This is a genomic window from Adhaeribacter radiodurans (assembly GCF_014075995.1).
In the GTDB taxonomy this organism is placed as follows: domain Bacteria; phylum Bacteroidota; class Bacteroidia; order Cytophagales; family Hymenobacteraceae; genus Adhaeribacter; species Adhaeribacter radiodurans.
Genome location: NZ_CP055153.1, coordinates 6,675,881 through 6,696,003, shown reverse-complemented (window position 1 = coordinate 6,696,003; position 20,123 = coordinate 6,675,881). Strand labels below are relative to the sequence as shown.

At 39.4% G+C, this 20,123-nt stretch carries 18 protein-coding genes; 5 read left to right on the top strand and 13 right to left on the bottom strand.

Features of this window, described 5'->3' with window-relative positions:
* Nucleotides 1-326 precede the first annotated feature (326 nt).
* The 8 genes from HUW48_RS26315 to HUW48_RS26280 all read right to left on the bottom strand — a co-directional run bounded on the left by HUW48_RS26315 (nt 327) and on the right by HUW48_RS26280 (nt 9,507).
* The gene (locus HUW48_RS26315; protein ID WP_182413765.1) at nt 327-1,058 is read right to left on the bottom strand and encodes a shikimate dehydrogenase family protein; all 732 of its coding nucleotides are present in this window, start codon (nt 1,056-1,058) and stop codon (nt 327-329) included.
* Nucleotides 1,059-1,121: 63 nt separating this feature from the next.
* Nucleotides 1,122-1,799: a DedA family protein gene (locus tag HUW48_RS26310; protein WP_182413764.1), complete on the bottom strand. Its 678-nt coding sequence runs from the start codon at nt 1,797-1,799 to the stop codon at nt 1,122-1,124.
* A gap of 265 nt (nt 1,800-2,064) precedes the next feature.
* Complete coding sequence (locus tag HUW48_RS26305) at nt 2,065-2,841, bottom strand: phosphosulfolactate synthase (RefSeq protein ID WP_182413763.1); 777 nt, start codon at nt 2,839-2,841, stop codon at nt 2,065-2,067.
* A gap of 196 nt (nt 2,842-3,037) precedes the next feature.
* Complete coding sequence (locus tag HUW48_RS26300) at nt 3,038-4,435, bottom strand: tetratricopeptide repeat protein (RefSeq protein ID WP_182413762.1); 1,398 nt, start codon at nt 4,433-4,435, stop codon at nt 3,038-3,040.
* A gap of 83 nt (nt 4,436-4,518) precedes the next feature.
* Entirely contained in the window at nt 4,519-5,499 is a 981-nt protein-coding gene (locus HUW48_RS26295; RefSeq protein WP_182413761.1) for an NAD-dependent epimerase/dehydratase family protein, read from the bottom strand.
* Between the two features lie 20 nt (nt 5,500-5,519).
* Entirely contained in the window at nt 5,520-6,272 is a 753-nt protein-coding gene (locus HUW48_RS26290; protein WP_182413760.1) for a tyrosine-protein phosphatase, read from the bottom strand.
* Between the two features lie 3 nt (nt 6,273-6,275).
* A complete protein-coding gene (locus tag HUW48_RS26285) occupies nt 6,276-8,708 on the bottom strand; it encodes a polysaccharide biosynthesis tyrosine autokinase (protein ID WP_182413759.1) in 2,433 nt (810 codons plus the stop codon).
* A 37-nt stretch (nt 8,709-8,745) separates the two neighbouring features.
* Nucleotides 8,746-9,507: a polysaccharide biosynthesis/export family protein gene (locus HUW48_RS26280; protein ID WP_182413758.1), complete on the bottom strand. Its 762-nt coding sequence runs from the start codon at nt 9,505-9,507 to the stop codon at nt 8,746-8,748.
* Nucleotides 9,508-9,880: 373 nt separating this feature from the next.
* Between HUW48_RS26280 and HUW48_RS26275 the strand changes: the two genes are divergently transcribed.
* The 4 genes from HUW48_RS26275 to hpf all read left to right on the top strand — a co-directional run bounded on the left by HUW48_RS26275 (nt 9,881) and on the right by hpf (nt 12,798).
* On the top strand, nt 9,881-11,020 hold the full coding sequence (locus HUW48_RS26275) for an acyl-CoA dehydrogenase family protein (RefSeq protein WP_182413757.1): 1,140 nt from the start codon (nt 9,881-9,883) through the stop codon (nt 11,018-11,020).
* Nucleotides 11,021-11,324: 304 nt separating this feature from the next.
* Nucleotides 11,325-11,519, top strand: a complete 195-nt coding sequence (rpsU, locus tag HUW48_RS26270; protein ID WP_182413756.1) for a 30S ribosomal protein S21 — start codon at nt 11,325-11,327, stop codon at nt 11,517-11,519.
* A gap of 75 nt (nt 11,520-11,594) precedes the next feature.
* Nucleotides 11,595-12,473, top strand: coding sequence for a tyrosine-type recombinase/integrase (locus HUW48_RS26265; protein ID WP_182413755.1), 879 nt, complete (start codon nt 11,595-11,597; stop codon nt 12,471-12,473).
* Nucleotides 12,474-12,498: 25 nt separating this feature from the next.
* A complete protein-coding gene (hpf, locus tag HUW48_RS26260; protein WP_182413754.1) occupies nt 12,499-12,798 on the top strand; it encodes a ribosome hibernation-promoting factor, HPF/YfiA family in 300 nt (99 codons plus the stop codon).
* Between the two features lie 72 nt (nt 12,799-12,870).
* Here the strand turns inward: hpf and metK are convergent, their stop codons facing one another.
* Both metK and HUW48_RS26250 read right to left on the bottom strand, forming a co-directional pair.
* Nucleotides 12,871-14,139 (bottom strand): methionine adenosyltransferase, encoded by a 1,269-nt coding sequence (gene metK / locus HUW48_RS26255; RefSeq protein ID WP_182413753.1) that lies wholly within the window; start codon nt 14,137-14,139, stop codon nt 12,871-12,873.
* Between the two features lie 116 nt (nt 14,140-14,255).
* Nucleotides 14,256-14,933 carry a hypothetical protein gene (locus HUW48_RS26250; protein ID WP_182413752.1) on the bottom strand — a complete coding sequence of 226 codons (678 nt, stop codon included), beginning with the start codon at nt 14,931-14,933 and terminating at the stop codon, nt 14,256-14,258.
* A gap of 415 nt (nt 14,934-15,348) precedes the next feature.
* Between HUW48_RS26250 and HUW48_RS26245 the strand changes: the two genes are divergently transcribed.
* Nucleotides 15,349-16,158 carry a phosphatase PAP2 family protein gene (locus HUW48_RS26245; RefSeq protein WP_182413751.1) on the top strand — a complete coding sequence of 270 codons (810 nt, stop codon included), beginning with the start codon at nt 15,349-15,351 and terminating at the stop codon, nt 16,156-16,158.
* A gap of 24 nt (nt 16,159-16,182) precedes the next feature.
* On the opposite strand, the gene HUW48_RS26240 is transcribed toward HUW48_RS26245, so the two are convergent.
* The 3 genes from HUW48_RS26240 to HUW48_RS26230 all read right to left on the bottom strand — a co-directional run bounded on the left by HUW48_RS26240 (nt 16,183) and on the right by HUW48_RS26230 (nt 19,514).
* Nucleotides 16,183-16,626, bottom strand: coding sequence for a GNAT family N-acetyltransferase (locus tag HUW48_RS26240; protein WP_182413750.1), 444 nt, complete (start codon nt 16,624-16,626; stop codon nt 16,183-16,185).
* A gap of 107 nt (nt 16,627-16,733) precedes the next feature.
* Nucleotides 16,734-19,112 (bottom strand): prolyl oligopeptidase family serine peptidase, encoded by a 2,379-nt coding sequence (locus HUW48_RS26235; protein ID WP_182413749.1) that lies wholly within the window; start codon nt 19,110-19,112, stop codon nt 16,734-16,736.
* A gap of 72 nt (nt 19,113-19,184) precedes the next feature.
* Nucleotides 19,185-19,514, bottom strand: a complete 330-nt coding sequence (locus HUW48_RS26230) for a hypothetical protein (protein WP_182413748.1) — start codon at nt 19,512-19,514, stop codon at nt 19,185-19,187.
* Between the last annotated feature and the right edge of the window lie 609 nt (nt 19,515-20,123).

The window sequence follows — 20,123 nt, the reverse complement described above, 5'->3', positions numbered from 1 at the left end:
CCAGTGCACCCGCAATTGGTTGCAAGGGGAAAAATATTTTTATAAATAATTAAGTATCAGCCTGAAAGTTAGAAAGGATTAATAAAAAATAACAATTCATTTGACTGAGGTTGATTTCTCAAACTGAATCAGTTACCACTAGTAAGGCCGTTTATGCTTAATTCTTTTTCTAAAATTAAAACAGGAATAGCAAACTTCACTTCTCTCAGTAAAGCTAAGAAAAACTGCAAATTGAAATTCCAGAAGTTTCTTTATAACCTAAACTGAGTACTTATTTCTGCGCCATTAATGCGGCATCCAAAACAACTAACCTCATTTATCTTCACTTAACTATTCCAGATTTGCCAGGCAACTTCGGCTTGCAGGCAAAGCATTTCGTAGCCGTTTTTAGTTTTAGCGCCCGCTTCCTTTCCCCGCTTCAAAAATATGGTTTCGGCAGGATTATAAACTAAATCGTATAAATAATGATTAATAGAAAGGGCTTCGTACAAAATAGGCGGACAGGTATCCACCTTAGGATACGTACCCAGGGGCGTGGTATTAATAATCAGAGGAAAAGCCTGGAGTACATCAGCCGTTAGCTGCTCGTAACTTAACTGCTCCGTTGTGGGATTGCGGGAAACTAGTTTGTAGGTTACTTTTAAGTGGTTGAGGGCGGCCATTACTGCTTTAGCGGCGCCACCATTCCCTAAAACTAACGCCTGGGCTTGCGCATAGTTTGGATAAAAATTCTGCAGCGATTGCAAAAATCCCTGGTAATCAGAGTTAAAGCCTTTTAATTTACCTTTTTCGAATTTAATAACATTAATGGCTCCTATGCTAGCCGCTACTGGTTCCAGTTCATCTAAAAAAGGAATAATGGCTTGTTTATACGGGATAGTAACATTAAGCCCGCACAACTGCCTACTACGAATAAGATCCGGAAATTGCTGAATATTGGTTAATTCAAATAGCTCATAGCGGCTATCCTGAATGTTTTCGGTTAAGAATTTTTCGGTAAAATATTTCTGTGAAAAAGAATGGCTCAAGGGAAAGCCAATAAGTCCGTATTCTTTCATGAGCAAGTTTGCAACTGCCTCGTTCCGGTTTAAAGCTAATTTTTAATCTTTTCTGATTATCTGTTAAGCAACCTTTTTGGTAGCGAGCTTCTGCTTAAGAAATCCGTATAAAGGCGGGATAATGGAAACGACAATAATGGCAAAAACTACTAAAGTAAAATTCTTTTTAACCGCCGGAATATTGCCGAATAAATAACCAGCCAGCAAAAAGCCAACCACCCATAAAAAGCCTCCTATAATATTGTACGCCATAAAACGGGCGTATTTCATGGTACCTACTCCGGCTATAAATGGGGCAAACGTGCGAATAATAGGAATAAAACGGGCAATAATAATGGTTTTAGCCCCATGCTTTTCGTAAAAATTTTGCGTTTTAAGCAAATGCTCCCGTTTTAGTAATTTGTAATCGCGCCGGAATACTTTTGGCCCCAGGTAATCCCCAATATGAAAATTTAGCATGTCGCCGAGAAAGGCAGCAATAAAAAGCAAAACAATCAAATAAAGAATATTAAAAGGACCATCTATTGTTTGGCCATTATTGAGTATTTGCGGAGCAGCAAAGGCACCGGCGGCAAATAACAGCGAATCGCCGGGTAAAAAAGGCATTACAACCAAACCGGTTTCTACGAATATAATCAGAAATAAAATCAGATATGCCCAAACCCCGTAATCGCGGATAATTTCCGACAAATGAACATCCAGGTGTAAAAAGAAGTCAATAAAGTTATGCAACAGTTCCATAAGTACAAAGTAAGGCAACGTGGTTTAAAAACTATAATGAAGTAAGGAGAAAGTTTTGGATTCGTTTATTTTGGATACTGAATGCAAGAATAAGTTTTTAGGTTTACTTTAGGTTCCCATTATTAACTTCATTATCCTAAATGAGGCAATGGCAAGCAGGTATTATATTCTTGATGTTTAGTAAATAATATTAGCTCTTAATAAGTCTGCACTTAAAAAAGATCAATAAAAAAGAGTTACCAGCCAGGTAACTCTTTTATGGTACTTACTTCTTGTTCTGTTCTAAATTTAAAAAGTCCATGAAGGTATCGCCCCGAATACCTAATCGGATGGTCTCTAAAGGTACTACTTCGTTGGGAGCAATATTACCTAAGTTTACGTTGGCTCCTAATAATTTTATAAACCAAACTTGCTGTTCTTTTTGTGGAGCTTCCCAAATAATTTTTTCGAACGGGATCTTAGTCAAAATTTCTTCTACCAAACCGCTACGTACTTCGCCCGTCGACCGGAATAAGCCTACTGTACCACCTTCCCGAGCCTCGCCAATTACTTTCCAGGAACCAGCATCCAGTTCGGCCTGCATTAAGCTAATCCATTTATACGGTGGAATAATCTTTTGATCATCCTTAGATCCTACTTCGGATAAAACAGTAACCTGATCGGATAAAAGCCGGATGTACTCGCATTTCTGCTCGTGATTCAGTTCGATAGAGCCGTCTGATACTTCGGCAATATCCATTTGAAAAGAATCCAACAGCCGGCGGTATTCATCAAACTGATTGCGGATAATAAAAGCTTCGAAAAGGGTACCGCCAAAATAAACCGGCAATCCTGCCGATCGGTACACTTCCAGTTTCCGTTTTAAATTTGGCACTACATAGGAGGTTGCCCAACCTAGTTTTACCAGATCCACGTACTCCCCGGCTACTTCGATAAAATCTTCTACCTCTCGGATACTCAGACCTTTATCCATGGCCATGGTGCAGCCTTTCTCGCGGGGTTTAGCATCCCTCTCGGGCAAATGACTAAGATGATAGTTCATTAAAGTTGAATGGTTGAATGGTCGGATGGTTAGACTGACTTAGTACTGAGTGGTTAAATTGTTTGCCTACCCTAAAAAATGCGGATAAACAAACTTGCTCCTGCAAAACCGTTGTTACACCTTTTAGTAAAAAAAAACAGCCAGCCATCTAATCAAGCAACAATTTAGCAATTCAACACTTCGACAATCTAATACTTTATTTGCGATATTGATCAATTAACCTGGCCAGAGCGCGCTGCGATTCTAACTCAGGAAAATATTCAAAAAGCAAATAATGCTTATCGAAGTCCAAAATTAATGCATTTTCTAAATAATTATATGCTTCTTTATATTTTCCTGCGGAAAGCAAGTACGCGCACAACCGATAATGCAGTTCGGCCGCATCAGGTTGCAGTTCCAGGGCATTATGTATGAGATCGATAGCTCCTTCAAAATTTCCCTGATCGTATAAAATTATAGACCAGTTTAACCAGATATCTTTATTAGAGGGCGCCAGGATGCTCGCTTTTTCGTAACACTCCAGGCTCGAAACAATATTCCCTACATTAAACTCGGCGGCGGCCAAGGCAATCCAATAATCCGCACTATCGGGGTATAAGGTGGCTGCTTTTCTAAAAAAATGCAGTGCTTCAAACCACTTATCCTGGGCATTTAAAATAATTCCTATCCCAAACCAGGCTTCGTCCATTTCAGGATTCAGGTCGATGGCTTTTTGGTAGTAGCGCCGCGATAAGTCCCATTGGCGCAGTTTTTCGTAGCACTCCCCAATGTTGCACATCATTTCGGCAGATTGCGGATTGAGGTTGGCGGCCGTTGTAAAGGCCTCAATAGCTTTTGCAAACTCGCCTAAGCCAACATAGGTATTCCCTAAATGCTCAAAGGCTTCGGTAAACTCGGGTTTGATAATAGTAGCGTACTCAAAAGCCGCCAACGCTTTATCGTAATCGGCAAGTTTGTATTGCAACAAACCCATGTTAAACCAGGCTGTATGCGAATACGGATCTTTATCGATAAACTCCTGCAAAAAAGGCAAACAACTTTCCAGGCTACCGGCAATATCCAGGCAATACAAAATTTCCTGAATCGCCATTTCATTCTCCGGATTAATTTCGAGGCACTTTTTATAATATTTAGCGGCCGATTTAAATTTGCCCCAGGTTTGGTAAGTTAAACCAATATTAAACAATACATCATCACGGTCGGGGTGTAGCTCTACTACTTGCTTAAAATAATCAACTGCGGCCTGGTACTCTCCTTTCTGAGTATGAATAACTCCCCGGGTTACCAGCACATCCGCATTATCCGGATCCAATAGGGCTACCTGTTCAATCATGTCAATGGCTTCGGCAAAATTACCCGACATGGCCAGCAATTGCGATTTATCTATTAATAATTCCGTGGAAAACGGGTATTGGTTTAAAGCGGCTTCACAGGCCTGTAAGGCTTTGGTATAATTAAAGCTGGTGGTATAATGATCAATAATAAATTCAAAATCAGATAAATCGAAAAACACAGTTTCATTACGGGAAACCATGGCTTCAAATTTTTTTATTATACCCAACTCTTCGTTTCTTTCTTCAGAATTTTCGTTCATTTACTAGTATAGGTTTACCTGCATTTTAAATGCATCTTATACGACAATTTATACGCTTAAATAGTTTAAGAATAGTAAAAGTATTATACGGGTAATTGGTATTTTAGCCGCAATTCCCGACAACTCCAATTTAAGGTTTCTTCGAGGGATTTAAAGGAAAAAGCTAGTTGTTTTTTTAACTTTTCGCTGGTAAAAAAGTAATTTCTTTTGGTAATACGAGCCGTATCTTTGGTGATAAGCGGACGCTTGCCGGTAAAAAAAGATCGTAAACTTTCCAGCCGCCAGATAACTTCTGCCAAGGCACTTGGCACTTTAACTCCGGGTGCTTTTCGATTTAAATTAATAGCTATATTAGTAAAAAATTCCTTATACAAAACCTGTCCCGCGTTCAGGATAAATCTCTCCCCGGTAACATCCGAAAAAGTTAAAGCCAGCATACTGCTCACTACATCCCGTACGTCTACAAAATTAAGGTATCCGCCGGTATAAAAAGAATTTTGGTTAAATACATATTTAAAAAGCTGGGTGCTGCTGCGTGTCCAGTCAGAGGGCCCAAGTACTACCGATGGGTTCACAATAACGGCAGCTAAACCTTCGGCTACGCCCCGCCATACTTCTAATTCCCCAAAATATTTAGAACTGGCATATACCGAAACATCGGCCTGCGGGTCCCATTTAGCATTCTCGTTGAGGATATTGGTATTTTTTTGCTGCCCAATAGCTGCTATCGAACTCACGTGACATAATTTCACGTTTTGCCGGGCCAAACACGTATTTACGATATTAGCGGTGCCTTCTACGTTTATCTGTTTTAACAAATCAGCATCCTGTGGGGCATACGACACCAAGCCGGCACAATGGAAGATATAATCGTTATTTTCAATAGCCAGTTGCAATGCACTTACATCTAAAATATCGCCTACAATATATTTTAGGTTCGGGTGCTGAAAATCGTCTGGAGTGGGTTCAGTACGGATTAAAGCTTTTACCTGGTGGCCTTCTGCTAGTAATTGCCTGAGCAGATAAGAACCAATTAACCCTCTACTACCCGTAACAAATACCATTTAAAAGTAATTAGATGAAATTATAAAGCTTGGTTACGCAAAGGTAATTGCCGGAGCTTTTCAAAAGTGGATGAGCCCGCTAATTTTTGCAAAACGCGGACATGTTTTTCGCTGTGGGCATCGGTACCCACAAAATCAATAAATTTATGATGCAGTAGCTTTTCTGCCATTCGTTTGGCTTCGGGTCCATAGTAACCCACCAGCGAATTTAAATTTATCTGAAACAAAACCTCATTTTCGTGCCATTCTACCAGACTATTCCAACGATTGTACAGGTAAGAGTAACGTTCCGGATGCGCCAGTACAGGAGTGTAGCCATTACTTTTAATTTTAAAAATAATTTCCTGAAAACGCATGGGCTCATTAATAAAGGAGGTTTCGAAGAGCACATAGTTATCACCAAAAGTTAGCAAAGGCTCCTTATCTTCCAACCTTTGCACGAACCACTCATCCAGGTAATATTCGGCCGCACACCCTAGCTCTATCAATATCCCTTGTTGCTGTACTACCTGCTTTAACTCGGCCAGCTTTGCCTTAATTCCATCCGGCGTATTTTTATAGAAGTCGCCCATTATATGGGGCGTTAAGATTAGTTTCCGGTAGCCTAACTGCTGCATTTCCTGAACCATCGCCAAAGCCTGCGTCATCGAATCTGCTCCATCATCTAAGCCGGGCAGTACGTGGGCATGCATATCCGTACCTAGAAATTCTAAGAAATTAGTAACCGGTGGTGGCGTTTCCTCTCCAAACCACTTTTTTAGGAAAGAAGCCATAACTTAGGTAAACTTCTTTTTAAGACGGGTAAAAAAGGTATCGGGTTTTTCTTCTTCGTAATAAGAGTTGGCATAACCGTAACCGTATCCATAACTATAGCCGTAACCATATCCGTAAGTCCCTAATCCATCGGCATCATTCAGAATAGTACACATTTTGGTAAAGTTGTTCAGGCGCATAATTTTATTCATGTTTTTCAAAAATGTTTTTTTCGAAAAACCAGCCCGGATAATATAAATCGGAATATCGGCTTTACGCATTACCAAAACCCCATCCGTTACCAGACCCACCGGCGGGGTATCTACAATTATAACATCGTACGAATGATATAATTCTTCTATCATTTCGTCGAAGCTGGGATTTAAAATAAGTTCCGACGGATTAGGTGGAGTAGGTCCGGCGGAAATAAAATCCAGATTGGGTAAGGTAGTATGCCGGATACATTCGGCTACGCTGTGCCGCTCAATTAAAATAGTACTGATTCCTTTGGTATTTTCAGCATCAAACGCCAAGTGAATTTTAGGTTTGCGTAAGTCCATATCTAAAATAATCACGCGTTGATTCGACTGCGAAATAATACCTCCCAAGTTAACGGCCACAAACGTTTTACCTTCGCCGCTTACGGTAGAAGTAATAGAAATTAACCGTTTACTTTTCGAAGAACTAATAAACTCCAGGTTGGTTCTAATAGAACGAATGGATTCGCTTATGGCTGACCGGGGATTTTTATCTATAATTAATTTAGAAACCGGCATTTTTTCTCTTTTGTAGCGGGGAACTACGCCCAATATGGCCGCCTGAGAGCTTCGTTCTAATTCGGGCAGGCTGGTTATAGTATTATGTAATAAATAACGCCCCGCTATTAAACCTAAACCTAAAAATAAACCACCCGCTAAGCCAATACCATACACTAATAATTTGTTCGGATAAATAGGTGCAGTTGGCCGTGAAGCAGGAGCCAGAATTTGAAAATCCGGCACAGTACCGGCCCGGGCAATACCAAATTCCACCTTTTTATCCATTAACCTCAGATAAAATTTCTCGTGCAGGTCGAAAAGCCTTTGCAAACGCGCCCGCTTTGTTTCTTTACCGGGCATTTGTAGTAATTCCTGTTGAATGTCGCGAATGTTCGAGTTTATAATAGATACTTCTTTCTGCAGTAATATTGCATTCTGGGCCAGTAGCTTTCGAACCGATTCTTCTACAAACTTAATTTCTTCTTCCAGTAATTGATACGCTTTAGTAGTAGTTTTATAAGACTGCACCATTAAATTACGGTCGAGTTGCAGATCGCTTAGCTGGGAAATTTGTTTAAGTAGTTGCGCATCGTCTAACTCTTTCAACGACGGAATCATCTGGTCTAAATTCGAATTTTTATTTAGCAGTTGTTCTACTTCGTTTAATAAAGAGATTTGCAAGCGCAAATCAATCCGCCGCTTATTTAATACCTCCAGTTTACTCATCCGGTTACTAACATCCGCCCGCACATCGTACGTTTTGTTTTCTTTCACGAAGTTTTCCATCTGAATTTCGGATTCTCCTAAATTCTCGTTGGTTTCTTTCAATTGTTCATCCAGAAAAGAAAGTGTTTGGCGGGTTGCTAAATCTTTTAAAGCAATTTTTTGCTCTAAATAAACCGAATCAATAGAATTTACTATTTCGTGTGCCTTATAAGGATTATGGTCAGTAAAAGAGATTTCGACGGTACTGGCATCCAGGTTAACAATATTAACGGCTACATTAGAAGTTAAATATTGACGAATGGCCGAATTACTGTTAATAGTAAAAAAATATTGCTGCGAAAGAACATCGGCGCTTAAGGGAACCCGCAAGGTTAAAGTAAAAGAAAAGCCAGGCTTTATTACGGGTTGGCCAATGGTATGTTCTTCGGTTATTTCTTCTTCCCCTTCCAGGTACGATAAATTAAACCGGTTAACATCCAGCAAAGTTATATTGTATTTTCTATCGTAATAAGCTTCGTTGGTTAACTGATAAGTAATTTTAAATGGCGAATTTTTGTACAACTCTTCGTTTAAAACATTGCCAATGGAGTAATAACTTATATCCAGCGGAAGTTTTTCTTGCAGCCTTTCGTAAGTAAAATTAGATTTAATAATTTCAATTTCGCCGGATAAATTAGAAAGGGTTTGCTGATTTTCAATGGTCCCGCCTAAACCTAAACGTCCTGCTTCTGATTGCTCATCAATCTTTAAGGTAGAAGAAGATTTAAACAAAGGTTTGGTATAGCGCAAAAACAAAAAAGCACCAATTAAGCCTACTACAATTAACAGCCCTACCCAGATTAAGCTTTTCCGGATAAGGCTAAGCAGCATAATAAAATCAATATCACTACCGCCGTTATCATCCTCTACTTCTACGGCAGTAGTGTAATTGTTTTCTAGATCCTCCAGCACAATGCTTTCTTTGTTCGCCATTTATTTGTACTCGACTGGGTCGATTTTAATATGTTCTTTAAAATCTTCTAATTAACAAATAAGTAGTAGCTACACTTATAAAAGTGTTTATCACTGGCGTTATATCGCGTAGCAGTGCAAAGAAAGGCCGTTGGTTTGGTTCAATGTATATAACATCGTTAGGTTCAACGTAAAGACTAGCTCTCTTCATTCCCTCAATCGTGCTTAAATCTACCACTTGCACTATAGGATCATGATCCAGATAATCGCGTATAATACGAATATTATGCGCTTTCCCTTCGCGGGTTATCCCACCTGATTGCGCTAATGCTTCAAAAAGATTCATGTTGTCGTTTATCATCTGAATTACGGTTCCCCCGTTTGCACCTAATACAAAAACGCGGTTATTGGTAGTGCGCGTAGATACAAACGGTTCTACATAATACTTAGCATATAACGTTTGTAGTAAAGAGTCGGTTTGCAACAAAGTAAGTCCGGTAACTTTTACATAATCTACCATGGGTAATTTTACCGTACCATCGTATTGTACCAGAAACTCCGTATTATTATAATTTTGATTATTCTGGCCTCCCTGACCTCCTCTTTGTGTTCGGCCAGAACCGCGATTCGCTCCCTGATTATTTAAGCCACCCGGAGCGCCAAAAGGCAATTCTCCGTTAGGGTCAAAAATACGTTCACCTCTATTTGTGTACACGCGTACATCTATATAATCGTTCGGCTGAATGATATAGTTCCTTTCAACGGTGGCTAAAGATTGCTTCAACTTTTCAACATTAATGTCGCCACTGGTTTTAAACATAATGTTTTGATTATAGGTGGTGCGGCACGAATAAAAAGAAAAGGCAAAGACAAAAAGAAGATAAAAACTAAACCGAAACCTGAGGTTAATTAGCATTAATTTATAGATAATGAAAGCTGTACTTTTTCGTTAATTGTAACGGGTAAAAACTTATTTTATTTAACCTAAATCTCACAAAGTAAGTTAAATTTAATAAGGTTTCAAAGAGTAATGATTCCGGGCTGATGCTATATGAATAGTATTTTCCGGTTAAATATACTTCAAAAACCAGGATATTTAGGTAGGCAGCAACTAGTCTAAAAAACTACTTCCAACCTAGTTAGTAGCTGGAACACAGCAGAATTTTAATTTAAATTAAAGAGGCAAAAATACAATGCAGGTAACTTTAACTGAAAACCAGCAATTTATCACGCAAATGATTCGGGAGTTTGGCGCGAAAAACATTAAACCCTTTATGATGGACTGGGACGAAAGCCAGGAGTTTCCAGTAGAAGTTTTTAAGAAATTAGGGGAACTAGGATTAATGGGTGTTTTAGTACCCGAAGCATACGGCGGTTCTGGTTTTGGTTACAAAGAATATGTAACGGCTATTGCCGAACTTTCTAAAATAGATGGTTCTATTGGTTTATCTGTAGCTGCCCATAATTCTTTATGCACCGGTCATATTCTGCAATTTGGCAACGAAGAACAAAAGCAAAAATGGCTCCCTAAATTAGCTACCGGCGAGTGGATTGGTGCCTGGGGTTTAACCGAACCTAATACCGGCTCTGATGCCGGCAATATGCGTACCGTGGCCGTACCCGACGGAGATTACTATATTCTGAATGGAACGAAAAATTTTATAACGCATGGTAAATCAAGCAATATTGCCGTAGTTATTGCCCGAACCGGTGAAGTAGGCGATTCGCATGGCATGACAGCTTTTGTTATTCCTAAACCCCACGAAGGCTTTACCCACGGCCGCAAAGAAAATAAACTAGGCATGCGTGCTTCTGAAACAACGGAACTCATTTTAACCGATTGCCGGGTTCACAAAGATAATATTCTGGGCCAGGTAGGCGATGGTTTTATTCAATCCATGAAAGTGCTGGATGGTGGCCGGATATCTATTGCAGCTCTTAGTTTAGGTATTGCGCAAGGCGCCTACGAAGCCGCTTTAAACTATGCCCAGGAGCGACAACAGTTTAATCAACCGCTCACTGGTTTTCAAGCTATTTCTTTTAAATTAGCCGACATGGCCACTCAAGTTGCGGCTGCGTCTCTGCTTACTTACCGAGCGGCCGATTTAAAAGATAGAGGCGAAAATGTAACTAAAGAATCGGCGATGGCTAAGTATTATGCTTCTGAAATTTGCGTGCAAATTGCAAACGAAGCCGTTCAAATATTCGGCGGTTACGGATTTACTAAAGATTATCCCGCCGAAAAATATTACCGCGATGCTAAATTGTGCACCATTGGCGAAGGAACTTCCGAAATCCAAAAATTAGTTATTTCGCGGGAAGTACTGCGGTAAAACGTCACAAACTATAATAAAGTAGTAAATTAAACGGCTTATAACTTACCCTTAATTTGTAACGCTCCCCGAAGAAAATAGTAAAAGTTAAGAATGAACAAAGGTGCGAGAGGAATATAATATTGAAAAAGCTTTATTAGCTGCTTGATTTTTAATTATTTCGCTGTTTGTTCCTATCTTTTTTATCAATTCACTACATGCAGGAGCTTTAGGTGAAACTTACATTAAAAAAGAAACCTTTTTCTTGATTTTCAGTAATGTTGTATCTAAATTTGCCATTCTTTAAAAATCAGTAATATAAAACATGATCATTGTAAACGTAAAAGATAACGAATCAGTAGACAGAGCTCTTAAAAGATTTAAAAAGAAATTTGAGAAAACCGGAGTATTAAAAGAATTACGGGCTAGAACCTATTTCGAAAAACCTTCTGTTAGCAAAAAGAGACAAAAAGAAAGAGCTGTTTACAAACAACAACTTTTTGTGAACGAAAATTACTAATACATTCGTATCCGATATATTTCTTCCATAAATTAGTACTACCGTTAGTTAGCCAAACTAACCTGGTATTAATTTATGGAATTATTTTTTAAATACCTTGAGTACGAGAAGCGGTACAGCCCGCATACCCTTCTTTCTTATAAAACAGATTTAGGTCAGTTTGCCGATTATTTGCAAGCTACCTACCAAATTACGGATGCCGCTGAGGCAGATTTTCATATTATCCGTTCCTGGTTGGTGAGCTTGGTTCAGAAAGACCTCGACTCCCGCACCATTAACCGTAAAATTGCCTGTTTGCGCTCTTATTACAAATTTCTACTCCGCGAAGAGCGAATTACTAAAAATCCAACCCTACGGATTAAACCGCCTAAAACAGCAAAAAAATTGCCGGCTTTTGTACCAGAAGAAGCTTTTAACGCTTTGTTAGATTCTTTTTCGTTCGAAGATTCTTTTGCCGGCTATCGCGATAAGTTAATTCTGGAGTTTCTGTACGGTACGGGCATGCGCTTGGCCGAATTAATTGGGATTACTCATTCTGATTTAAACCTACCCGCCCGAACTGTAAAAGTTTTGGGTAAAGGCAATAAAGAACGGTTAATACCCCTGAATGATTCTTTGCTAGCTTGCCTGACAACCTACCTGGAAAAGAAAAAAATTGAGTTCCCGGATAACCCTACCAACAGGCTGCTCGTTACTAATAAACTGTTGCCGCTTTATCCAAAATTTGTGTATAGAACCGTAAAAAATTATATTGGCATGATTACAACTTCCGGCCATACGCATCCGCATGTGCTACGACATTCTTTTGCAACGCATTTGCTAAATAAAGGAGCCGATTTAAATGCCATTAAAGATTTATTAGGTCATGCCAGTTTAGCCGCTACGCAGGTGTATACCCATACTAGCATCGAAAAACTGAAATCAATTTTTGATAAGGCTCACCCTAAAGCTTAAGTTTCACTTTAACTATTTATCGACTATGAAATTACAAATCAATGCTGTCAATTTTGATGCACGTACGCAATTACAAGACTTTGTTCAACAGAAAGTAAATAAATTAGAAACATTCTACGACCGCATCATTGAAGGCGAAGTTTTTCTGAAGTTAGATAATAATAACCAGATTGCGAATAAGATTGTAGAGATAAAACTTTTTGTGCCGGGCAGCACTTTATTTACTAAAGAAGAAGCCGATTCTTTTGAAACGGCTACCGATAAAGCATTGGACTCAATGACCCGACAGCTAAAAAAATATAAAGACAAAATAACCACTCATTAAGCTATCACTCATAAACAAAAAAGCGAGGCTGGTACGGTACCAGCTTCGCTTTTTTGTTTATGTAAATAAATTTTAGAGGCTGAAGGCAGCCTTTATTTGATCTACGTAATCAAGCTTTTCCCAGGTAAATGTTTCAAACTCGCGTACTTCTACTTTACCATTAACCTGAACTTCTACTTTTTTAGTACCGGAAGGCCGGCCCATGTGGCCGTAAGCAGCGGTTTCAGAGAAAATAGGGTTTTGCAGACCAAATCGTTTTACAATACCGTAAGGCCGCATATCAAATAATTGGCTCACCTTTTCAGAAATCTCACCGTCACTCATAGTATTCCCCTGGGCGTCTTTTACTTTAGTAGAACCGTAAGTAGTTACATAAACGCCAACGGGTTCGGCTACTCCAATTGCATACGCCACCTGTACCAATACTTGGTCAGCCACACCCGCAGCAACCAAGTTTTTAGCAATATGCCGGGTAGCATAAGCTGCCGAACGATCCACTTTAGACGAATCTTTACCCGAGAAAGCCCCGCCTCCGTGGGCGCCTTTGCCTCCGTACGTATCTACTATAATTTTACGGCCGGTTAGACCGGTATCGCCATGCGGGCCACCAATTACGAATTTACCGGTTGGGTTAATATGGTAGGTAATATCTTCTACGAACAGATCCGCTGTACGAGTTGGTAAAATAGATTTAACCCGAGGAATTAAAATATTCAGCACATCCTTTTTAATAGTCTGCAACATTTCTTCTTCGCTGGCAAAATCGTCGTGCTGCGTTGAAATAACAATAGTGTCAATTTTTTCCGGCGTATGATTATCGCTGTATTTGATAGTTACCTGCGATTTAGCATCTGGCCGAAGGTAAGTCATCTCTTTTCCTTCTTTCCGGATGGCCGATAGTTCTTTTAAAAGTAAATGCGATAGTTCCAGCGCTAACGGCATATAAGTGTCCGTTTCGTTGGTAGCATATCCAAACATCATTCCCTGGTCGCCGGCACCCTGATCTTCCGGGTTAGCCCGTTCTACGCCCTGGTTTATATCTCCGGATTGCTCGTGAATGGCAGAAATAACACCGCAAGCTTCGGAATCAAATTTATATTCAGATTTGGTGTATCCAATGTTCTTGATAACGTCGCGGGCTACTTTTTGCACGTCTACGTACGCCCGGGTTTTCACCTCGCCGCTTAATACTACTAAACCCGTTGTTACCAAAGTTTCGCAAGCTACTTTCGACTGCGGATCTTGTTTTAAGAATTCGTCGAGCAGGGCATCGGAAATTTGATCGGCAACTTTATCAGGATGTCCTTCTGAAACAGACTCCGAAGTAAATAAATAAGCCATATTTTTTACTAATTAGTTATCTTGTTAGAAATAGCTTTTACCGGTTAGCAAAACCGGTGCAAAGCTAAAATAAATTTAACGGAATGGAAAAAATATTATTCTGCTGACAGATAGAGTTAATGCGGTAAGGCATAAATATTTCTGTTTTTGGGGAACTGTACGATCAGAAAATATAAATAACAACCCCCAAATTCGAGTAATTCGGCCCGTTTACCTAAAGGACACAGCGATATAAGAATAAAAACGGTTAAAAAAGCTATTATTTGATAACCGCGGGCTACAGGTATACCCGCCCGGTTAACAAAAGAAGAAACAACAACTGAGCGTTGATAAAGAATGGGAAGCCCTAGTAAATATAAGGCCGCCACTATAATAAGTAACCGGGAAAAAACAAGAATATTAATGCTTTGCCCCCCAATAATTAAGTTATGAATATTGGTTTCATGCTGCGCATTATTTTTTTCAAAAAAAGTAGAGCTTTCCAGATGAAACAGGCGTTGTCCCCAACTTAACTCTTCGCCGGCAGCAAAAAAGGAGAACACCGCTATTCCCAACAAGGTTAAAGAAAACAACCAATTTCGGGTTTTATAAAGTTTTAACAACCTTTTTAAGGATATTATCATAGATGCCAGTAAAGGTAATACGGTCATCCATTCGATAAATCCATCTTCTACGGCATAAGTAAATTCAAACCAGTACGGATCGGTACGTGATAGCACAATACCGAAAATGATTAGACCGAGAATCAGGTATATAACAAAAATTTCTACCTTGGTGAAGGGTGTTTGGCTCATTTAAAATAATTTGCGCGGCTAAAGATACTTACCTCCGGCAGTATTCTATAATACCTAAGCCCAATATTTTAAAAGCAGGCCTAGTTCATACCTTTCAACTATAACAATATAGTACCTCTCTTTTACCATTTTTCTCTTCAGTCTAATGCATTTAATCACCCGGTTCATTCCTGCCAAAGATACCAACCTCCTCATTTAATCTTTACTGCATAAAATAGAAGGGAAAAGTTTAGGAAGCTTTTAGCATCAAATTAAATCAGTTTATAGCCAGGCAAATTTGCCTTTAGTTAAAAACTTAATTGATTTAGAAAAGGCGCCAGATTAATGGCAGAATAACTTTTACTGGAGATTAGCGTTTGAAAACCGTGTTTATTAAGTAAAGTGCTGAGAGGCTATTAGTGGTTATAAATTTAGTATGAAAAATCAATTTTTACTTGTAATTGTATTCTTTCAAATTTCGCTGGCGGGCTTTAGTCAGGCGCAATCGCCGTATAAAACTTCTTTTAAAGTAGATGCGCCCATTGTTGGTGGCGGAGTTGCGATAAGCGGCTTGGGTTTGTATTTAATAAGCAACAAACATGGTTTAGAACCGAATGAGATAGCTAACTTAACCAAAGCCGATGTAAACGCTTTTGATCGATTTACCGCCGGAAATTATTCAGAAAGCGCCAATAATTTCAGTGATGTTCCCCTTTACACTTCTTTTGCATTGCCTTTAGCTTTGATCATCGATAAGAAAGCCTTTCAGAATGGGCCGCAAATACTTTTATTATATACCGAAACAATGGCCGTTACCGGTTCTATTTATGCCATGACGGCTGGTCTGGTTTATCGGAAACGTCCTTTAGTTTATGGCACGGAAGCCCCTTTACGTACCCGAACCACCAAAAACGCGAACAATTCTTTTTTTGCTGGCCACGTCGCCGCTACAGCTAGCGCTACTTTTTTTGTTGCCAAGGTATTTAGCGATTTTAATCCGGATTCTCGTTTACGCCCAGTAGTTTGGGGAGTAGCGGCTGCTTTACCTGCATCGGTAAGTTATTTACGGCTAAAAGCTGGGAAGCATTTTTTAAGTGATGTACTCTTAGGTTATGGGATTGGCACCACGGTGGGCATACTAGTACCTCATCTGCACAAAAAGAACAACCAGTCAGGCTTTTCTATTACGCCTACTTACAATCGCCTGGAGGGGAACGGAGTAGCCCTATCGTATACTTTTAAATAGAACAGATTATTAATTAAAAGTAATTTAACTTTGGTAAGGATTAGAATTCTTAATTTCCATGGCGCGGGTTGGATCAGCAATTTGCTGAAAACCGTAAGTTGCGTATAAAGAATGGGCATCTTTGGTATACAACGAAAAACGCCGCAAGCCCTGTAGTTCCGGGTGTGCTACAATTACACTAACTAACCATTTCGATAAACCTTTACCACGGTAAGCCGGCAAAATAAATACATCGCAAAGCAAGGCAAATGTAGCGTAATCCGTAACTACCCGGGCAAAACCTACTTGCTCTTGGTGATAGTATACGCCGAAATTAAAAGAGTGCTGGATAGATTTTTCCACGAGTGCTCGTGAAATATTCTGTGCCCAGTAAGAATCCTCCGTTAAATACCGATGAATAACTTCTACTTGTAGTTTAGCAGGGTTCGTGGAAATGGTAAAAGCACCCTGAACGTATTCGTCGTGCATTATTTTAGATTTAATTTACTAATTTGTTTTGATAATAAGTACTTTCTTAGAATTGTGGCGGTTAGAAAAATAAAATTTACTAAATCAACCCGCTGCACATGTTTCCCTTATTTTAAATTGGCTTCGAATAGTTTAAAGATGCGTTTGTACTCATCGGTCCAACTGCTAGGTTCGGTAAAGGCATGATCTTCGACGGGGTAAACGGCCAATTCCCAATTTTCTTTTTTAAGCTCAATTAATCGCTGAGTCAGGCGGATTATGTCCTGAAAATGCACATTGGTATCTACTAAACCATGGCACATGAGCAACGCACCTTTTAGACCGGCCGCGTGGTAAATAGGCGAACTTTTAACGTATGCTATAGAATCGGTAAAAGGCTCATTCAGAATATTAGAAGTATACTCATGGTTATAATGCGCCCAATCAGTTACGGAACGGAGAGCCGCTCCGGCTGCAAATACATCGGGTTGCGTAAACAGGGCCATAAGGGTAATAAAACCGCCGTACGAGCCGCCGTAAATTCCTATCTTTTTAGGATTTACCCCGTACTTCTCTATCAGATAACCAGCCCCATCCACCTGGTCAGTAAGATCTTTACCGCCCATAAACTGGTAAATACCCGTGCGCACGTCGCGGCCGTAACCAGCACTACCCCGGTAATCAATGTCCATTACCGTATAACCCTGGTCTGCCAGAAAGTTATGAAACATATACTCCCGAAAATACTGACTCCACCATTTATGCGCATTTTGCAGGTAACCAGCTCCGTGTACAAATACCACGGCTGGTCCGTTTGAAATAGCTGCTGCCGGGCGGTAAATACGGGCAAAAACTTCAGCCCCATCACGGGCCTTAAAACTGGTAACTTCCGGATCACGCCACGGATAAGCCTTAAATTCTTCGGTTAAAGAATGGGTTATTTGAAACGGTTTGGCTCCTTTACGATTGGGCATTACATATAACTCCCAGGGTTTGTTCGTGTAAGAATACCGGATAGCCAAGGTTTTTTCGTCCGGCGAAAGCGTGACCTCGTGGTTACCAACTCCAGAAGTTAGCTGCTCGGGGTCGCCCCCGTTTAAGGGTAATCGATAAAAATGCAATTCGCCCGGATGTACTTTATTTGCCTGGAAATACCAGCTTTTTTTATCTCGGGCAAGCCGAACGGCCGAAACCTCGTATTTACCCTTCGTTAAGGCTTTTTTCTGATTGGTGCGGGTATTAATAGTATATAAGTGCGAGTAACCTGTTTCTTCCGACTGAAACCAGATAGTTTCATTATCCGGTAACCAGCCTAAATCTCCGGCCTCATAGCCGATTCCGGGACCGTTAATCCAGGCTTCGTCGTGCTGGCGTTCCAAAACTTTCAGGTTACGGGTAATTGGGTTAAACTGTACCAACCAGCGATCTTTATTATCCAACGAACGAAGCACCAGTACTGCATTTTTCCCGTTATCCGAACAAAATGGCCCGTAAAATACTACCGGCCGGGGAGGCTGAGATTTATCTGTTTTTTTAAGAAAAGCAGGCTGATCCGTTATACCTTTTATATCTTTAAAATAAATCTGGTAGGTGGTATCTTTTTCTATATCGTACAAACCCATCTCCGAAGCAGCTAATGGTGCTCCCACTTTGGTTCGGGAAGGAATATCTTCGGTAAAGCCGGAACTGGTAACGTAATTAGGAACATTCGTTTTTTCGGCATTGGTTGGGCGAAGCACTAAATTATACGTTACGAATTTTCCATTAGGGCTGAGAACAGCATTATCTACCCATTTTTCGCCGGTAAATATTTCTTTTGGCTGTTTTCTTAGAATCTTTTGTTTTTCCAGCTCTTGACTTTTCTTCTCTTCGGTACGTTTTTTTACAATATCAAATAAAGCCAACTGCTGCTGCTCCAGCCATTTTTCCTGGCTATTTTTATCTTCTGCTTTTTTTGTGCCTTTTATAAAATGAGTTATTTGCGCGAGTTGACCTGTAGTTAGATGCAACGCAAACAAATTTGAATTTTGCGTAAAAATTACCTGCTGTTCATCACCGCTAAAAACCGGATTGGTTTCTAATTCCAGAGTTTTGGTAAGTTGCCGGTTTTTATTGGTTTTACTTTCGTACAGGTAAATATCGCCATCTTTTTCGTACACTTTTCGGGTAAATGCCCGGTTATACTGGCCATTCTGAGTGGATAAGTTTTCTCTTTCCGGGCGGCTAACCTTGCGGATGCCTTTACCCGCTGCATCCACTACATAGAGTGAATCTTTTTTTGCTTTTTCCGGATTCCAGTTGAAATAAATGCGGCTACCATCTTCGGACCATGAAATATTACTTGGCGGGGTGCCAGTAAAACCAGTTCCCTGCATAATTTTTTCAATAGTAAGTTTAGATGTACCATTCTGGGCAAAGCTGTTAATCGGCAAAGCAAAGACTAGTATCAGAACAAAAATTAAACTTACTTTTTGTAACGGGGTACTAACAGTATGGAAGAAAAGCATTTGACGCAGTAAACGGACAGGATAAATAAGTAATACTATTAACTAATAAGAGCTATCAAAGCATAAATAAACTTATGTTAGTTGGCGGCAACAGTACCCAGACCAAGCGCACACTCCACCCACTAAACCGCCGATTAAAGCAGTTATGAGTAACAATAACGTTGGATGCGGTAAACTAAAAAGCTTTATTACTTTTTCCGTTAAAATGCCTTCGGTACGAACATGAATAAAAGTACTTAGTAGCAGCCAGCCTAATCCAACCCCGGCAAAACCTGCCCAAAAAGCATTACTACCTGTACGTCCATGCCAGGCAGCCAAGCCAAAACTCACCGGAGCCACAATCCACCAAGGTAAAAAAAACTGTAAAGCAAAGGAAATTACAAGTATCAGGAAGAGTAGCATAGCTATAAAATAAGGCCTAATTTATAAAATTACTTCTTACCAATTAGCGTGGAAGTATAACTGTTTGTCATAAAACTATAAATATCCCTCTTAACTAAACGAAGATAGTTAAAGGCATCTGATTGTGTTCCATATCCAAATAAACTTTCTTTCTAATTATTACAAGAAGCATTTAATCATTTTCAAAGACTTTGGCTTAGAAATTATATACCACTATTACATAAATTAAAATAAAAGTAAATATTTATATATATTATTTGCTTTATATATAAAATTGACACTAAATTTACGTATTAAGAGATAGAATGTAACTAAGCAAGGAATTAGTTTAAATTCATCTTTAGAACAGGTGTAATAATTAAATGAACAAAGAATAAAATATACTTCCTTAAAAAGGGAAACATAATAATAAGATTTAACAAAATCTTTAATAATAAGAGTATCTCTTAGATGCTCTCACTTTATAAACCCGCTCCAAAAATATCTAATGGTTGATTGTTAATGCCTTTGTAATAAAGGTAAAGGAGATTCTATTGCTTAAACTTAAATAAAATATTAACCATTAAACAAATACTTATATTATTCAGATAAAGACATATACCTCCAATT

What these genes read in the sequence shown, in the direction of transcription:
- HUW48_RS26315 (WP_182413765.1), bottom strand. Translation starts at nt 1,058, where the DNA reads ATGAAAGAATACGGACTTATTGGCTTTCCCTTGAGCCATTCTTTTTCA.
- HUW48_RS26310 (WP_182413764.1), bottom strand. Translation starts at nt 1,799, where the DNA reads ATGGAACTGTTGCATAACTTTATTGACTTCTTTTTACACCTGGATGTT.
- HUW48_RS26305 (WP_182413763.1), bottom strand. Translation starts at nt 2,841, where the DNA reads ATGAACTATCATCTTAGTCATTTGCCCGAGAGGGATGCTAAACCCCGC.
- HUW48_RS26300 (WP_182413762.1), bottom strand. Translation starts at nt 4,435, where the DNA reads ATGAACGAAAATTCTGAAGAAAGAAACGAAGAGTTGGGTATAATAAAA.
- HUW48_RS26295 (WP_182413761.1), bottom strand. Translation starts at nt 5,499, where the DNA reads ATGGTATTTGTTACGGGTAGTAGAGGGTTAATTGGTTCTTATCTGCTC.
- HUW48_RS26290 (WP_182413760.1), bottom strand. Translation starts at nt 6,272, where the DNA reads ATGGCTTCTTTCCTAAAAAAGTGGTTTGGAGAGGAAACGCCACCACCG.
- HUW48_RS26285 (WP_182413759.1), bottom strand. Translation starts at nt 8,708, where the DNA reads ATGGCGAACAAAGAAAGCATTGTGCTGGAGGATCTAGAAAACAATTAC.
- HUW48_RS26280 (WP_182413758.1), bottom strand. Translation starts at nt 9,507, where the DNA reads ATGTTTAAAACCAGTGGCGACATTAATGTTGAAAAGTTGAAGCAATCT.
- HUW48_RS26275 (WP_182413757.1), top strand. Translation starts at nt 9,881, where the DNA reads ATGCAGGTAACTTTAACTGAAAACCAGCAATTTATCACGCAAATGATT.
- rpsU (WP_182413756.1), top strand. Translation starts at nt 11,325, where the DNA reads ATGATCATTGTAAACGTAAAAGATAACGAATCAGTAGACAGAGCTCTT.
- HUW48_RS26265 (WP_182413755.1), top strand. Translation starts at nt 11,595, where the DNA reads ATGGAATTATTTTTTAAATACCTTGAGTACGAGAAGCGGTACAGCCCG.
- hpf (WP_182413754.1), top strand. Translation starts at nt 12,499, where the DNA reads ATGAAATTACAAATCAATGCTGTCAATTTTGATGCACGTACGCAATTA.
- metK (WP_182413753.1), bottom strand. Translation starts at nt 14,139, where the DNA reads ATGGCTTATTTATTTACTTCGGAGTCTGTTTCAGAAGGACATCCTGAT.
- HUW48_RS26250 (WP_182413752.1), bottom strand. Translation starts at nt 14,933, where the DNA reads ATGAGCCAAACACCCTTCACCAAGGTAGAAATTTTTGTTATATACCTG.
- HUW48_RS26245 (WP_182413751.1), top strand. Translation starts at nt 15,349, where the DNA reads ATGAAAAATCAATTTTTACTTGTAATTGTATTCTTTCAAATTTCGCTG.
- HUW48_RS26240 (WP_182413750.1), bottom strand. Translation starts at nt 16,626, where the DNA reads ATGCACGACGAATACGTTCAGGGTGCTTTTACCATTTCCACGAACCCT.
- HUW48_RS26235 (WP_182413749.1), bottom strand. Translation starts at nt 19,112, where the DNA reads ATGCTTTTCTTCCATACTGTTAGTACCCCGTTACAAAAAGTAAGTTTA.
- HUW48_RS26230 (WP_182413748.1), bottom strand. Translation starts at nt 19,514, where the DNA reads ATGCTACTCTTCCTGATACTTGTAATTTCCTTTGCTTTACAGTTTTTT.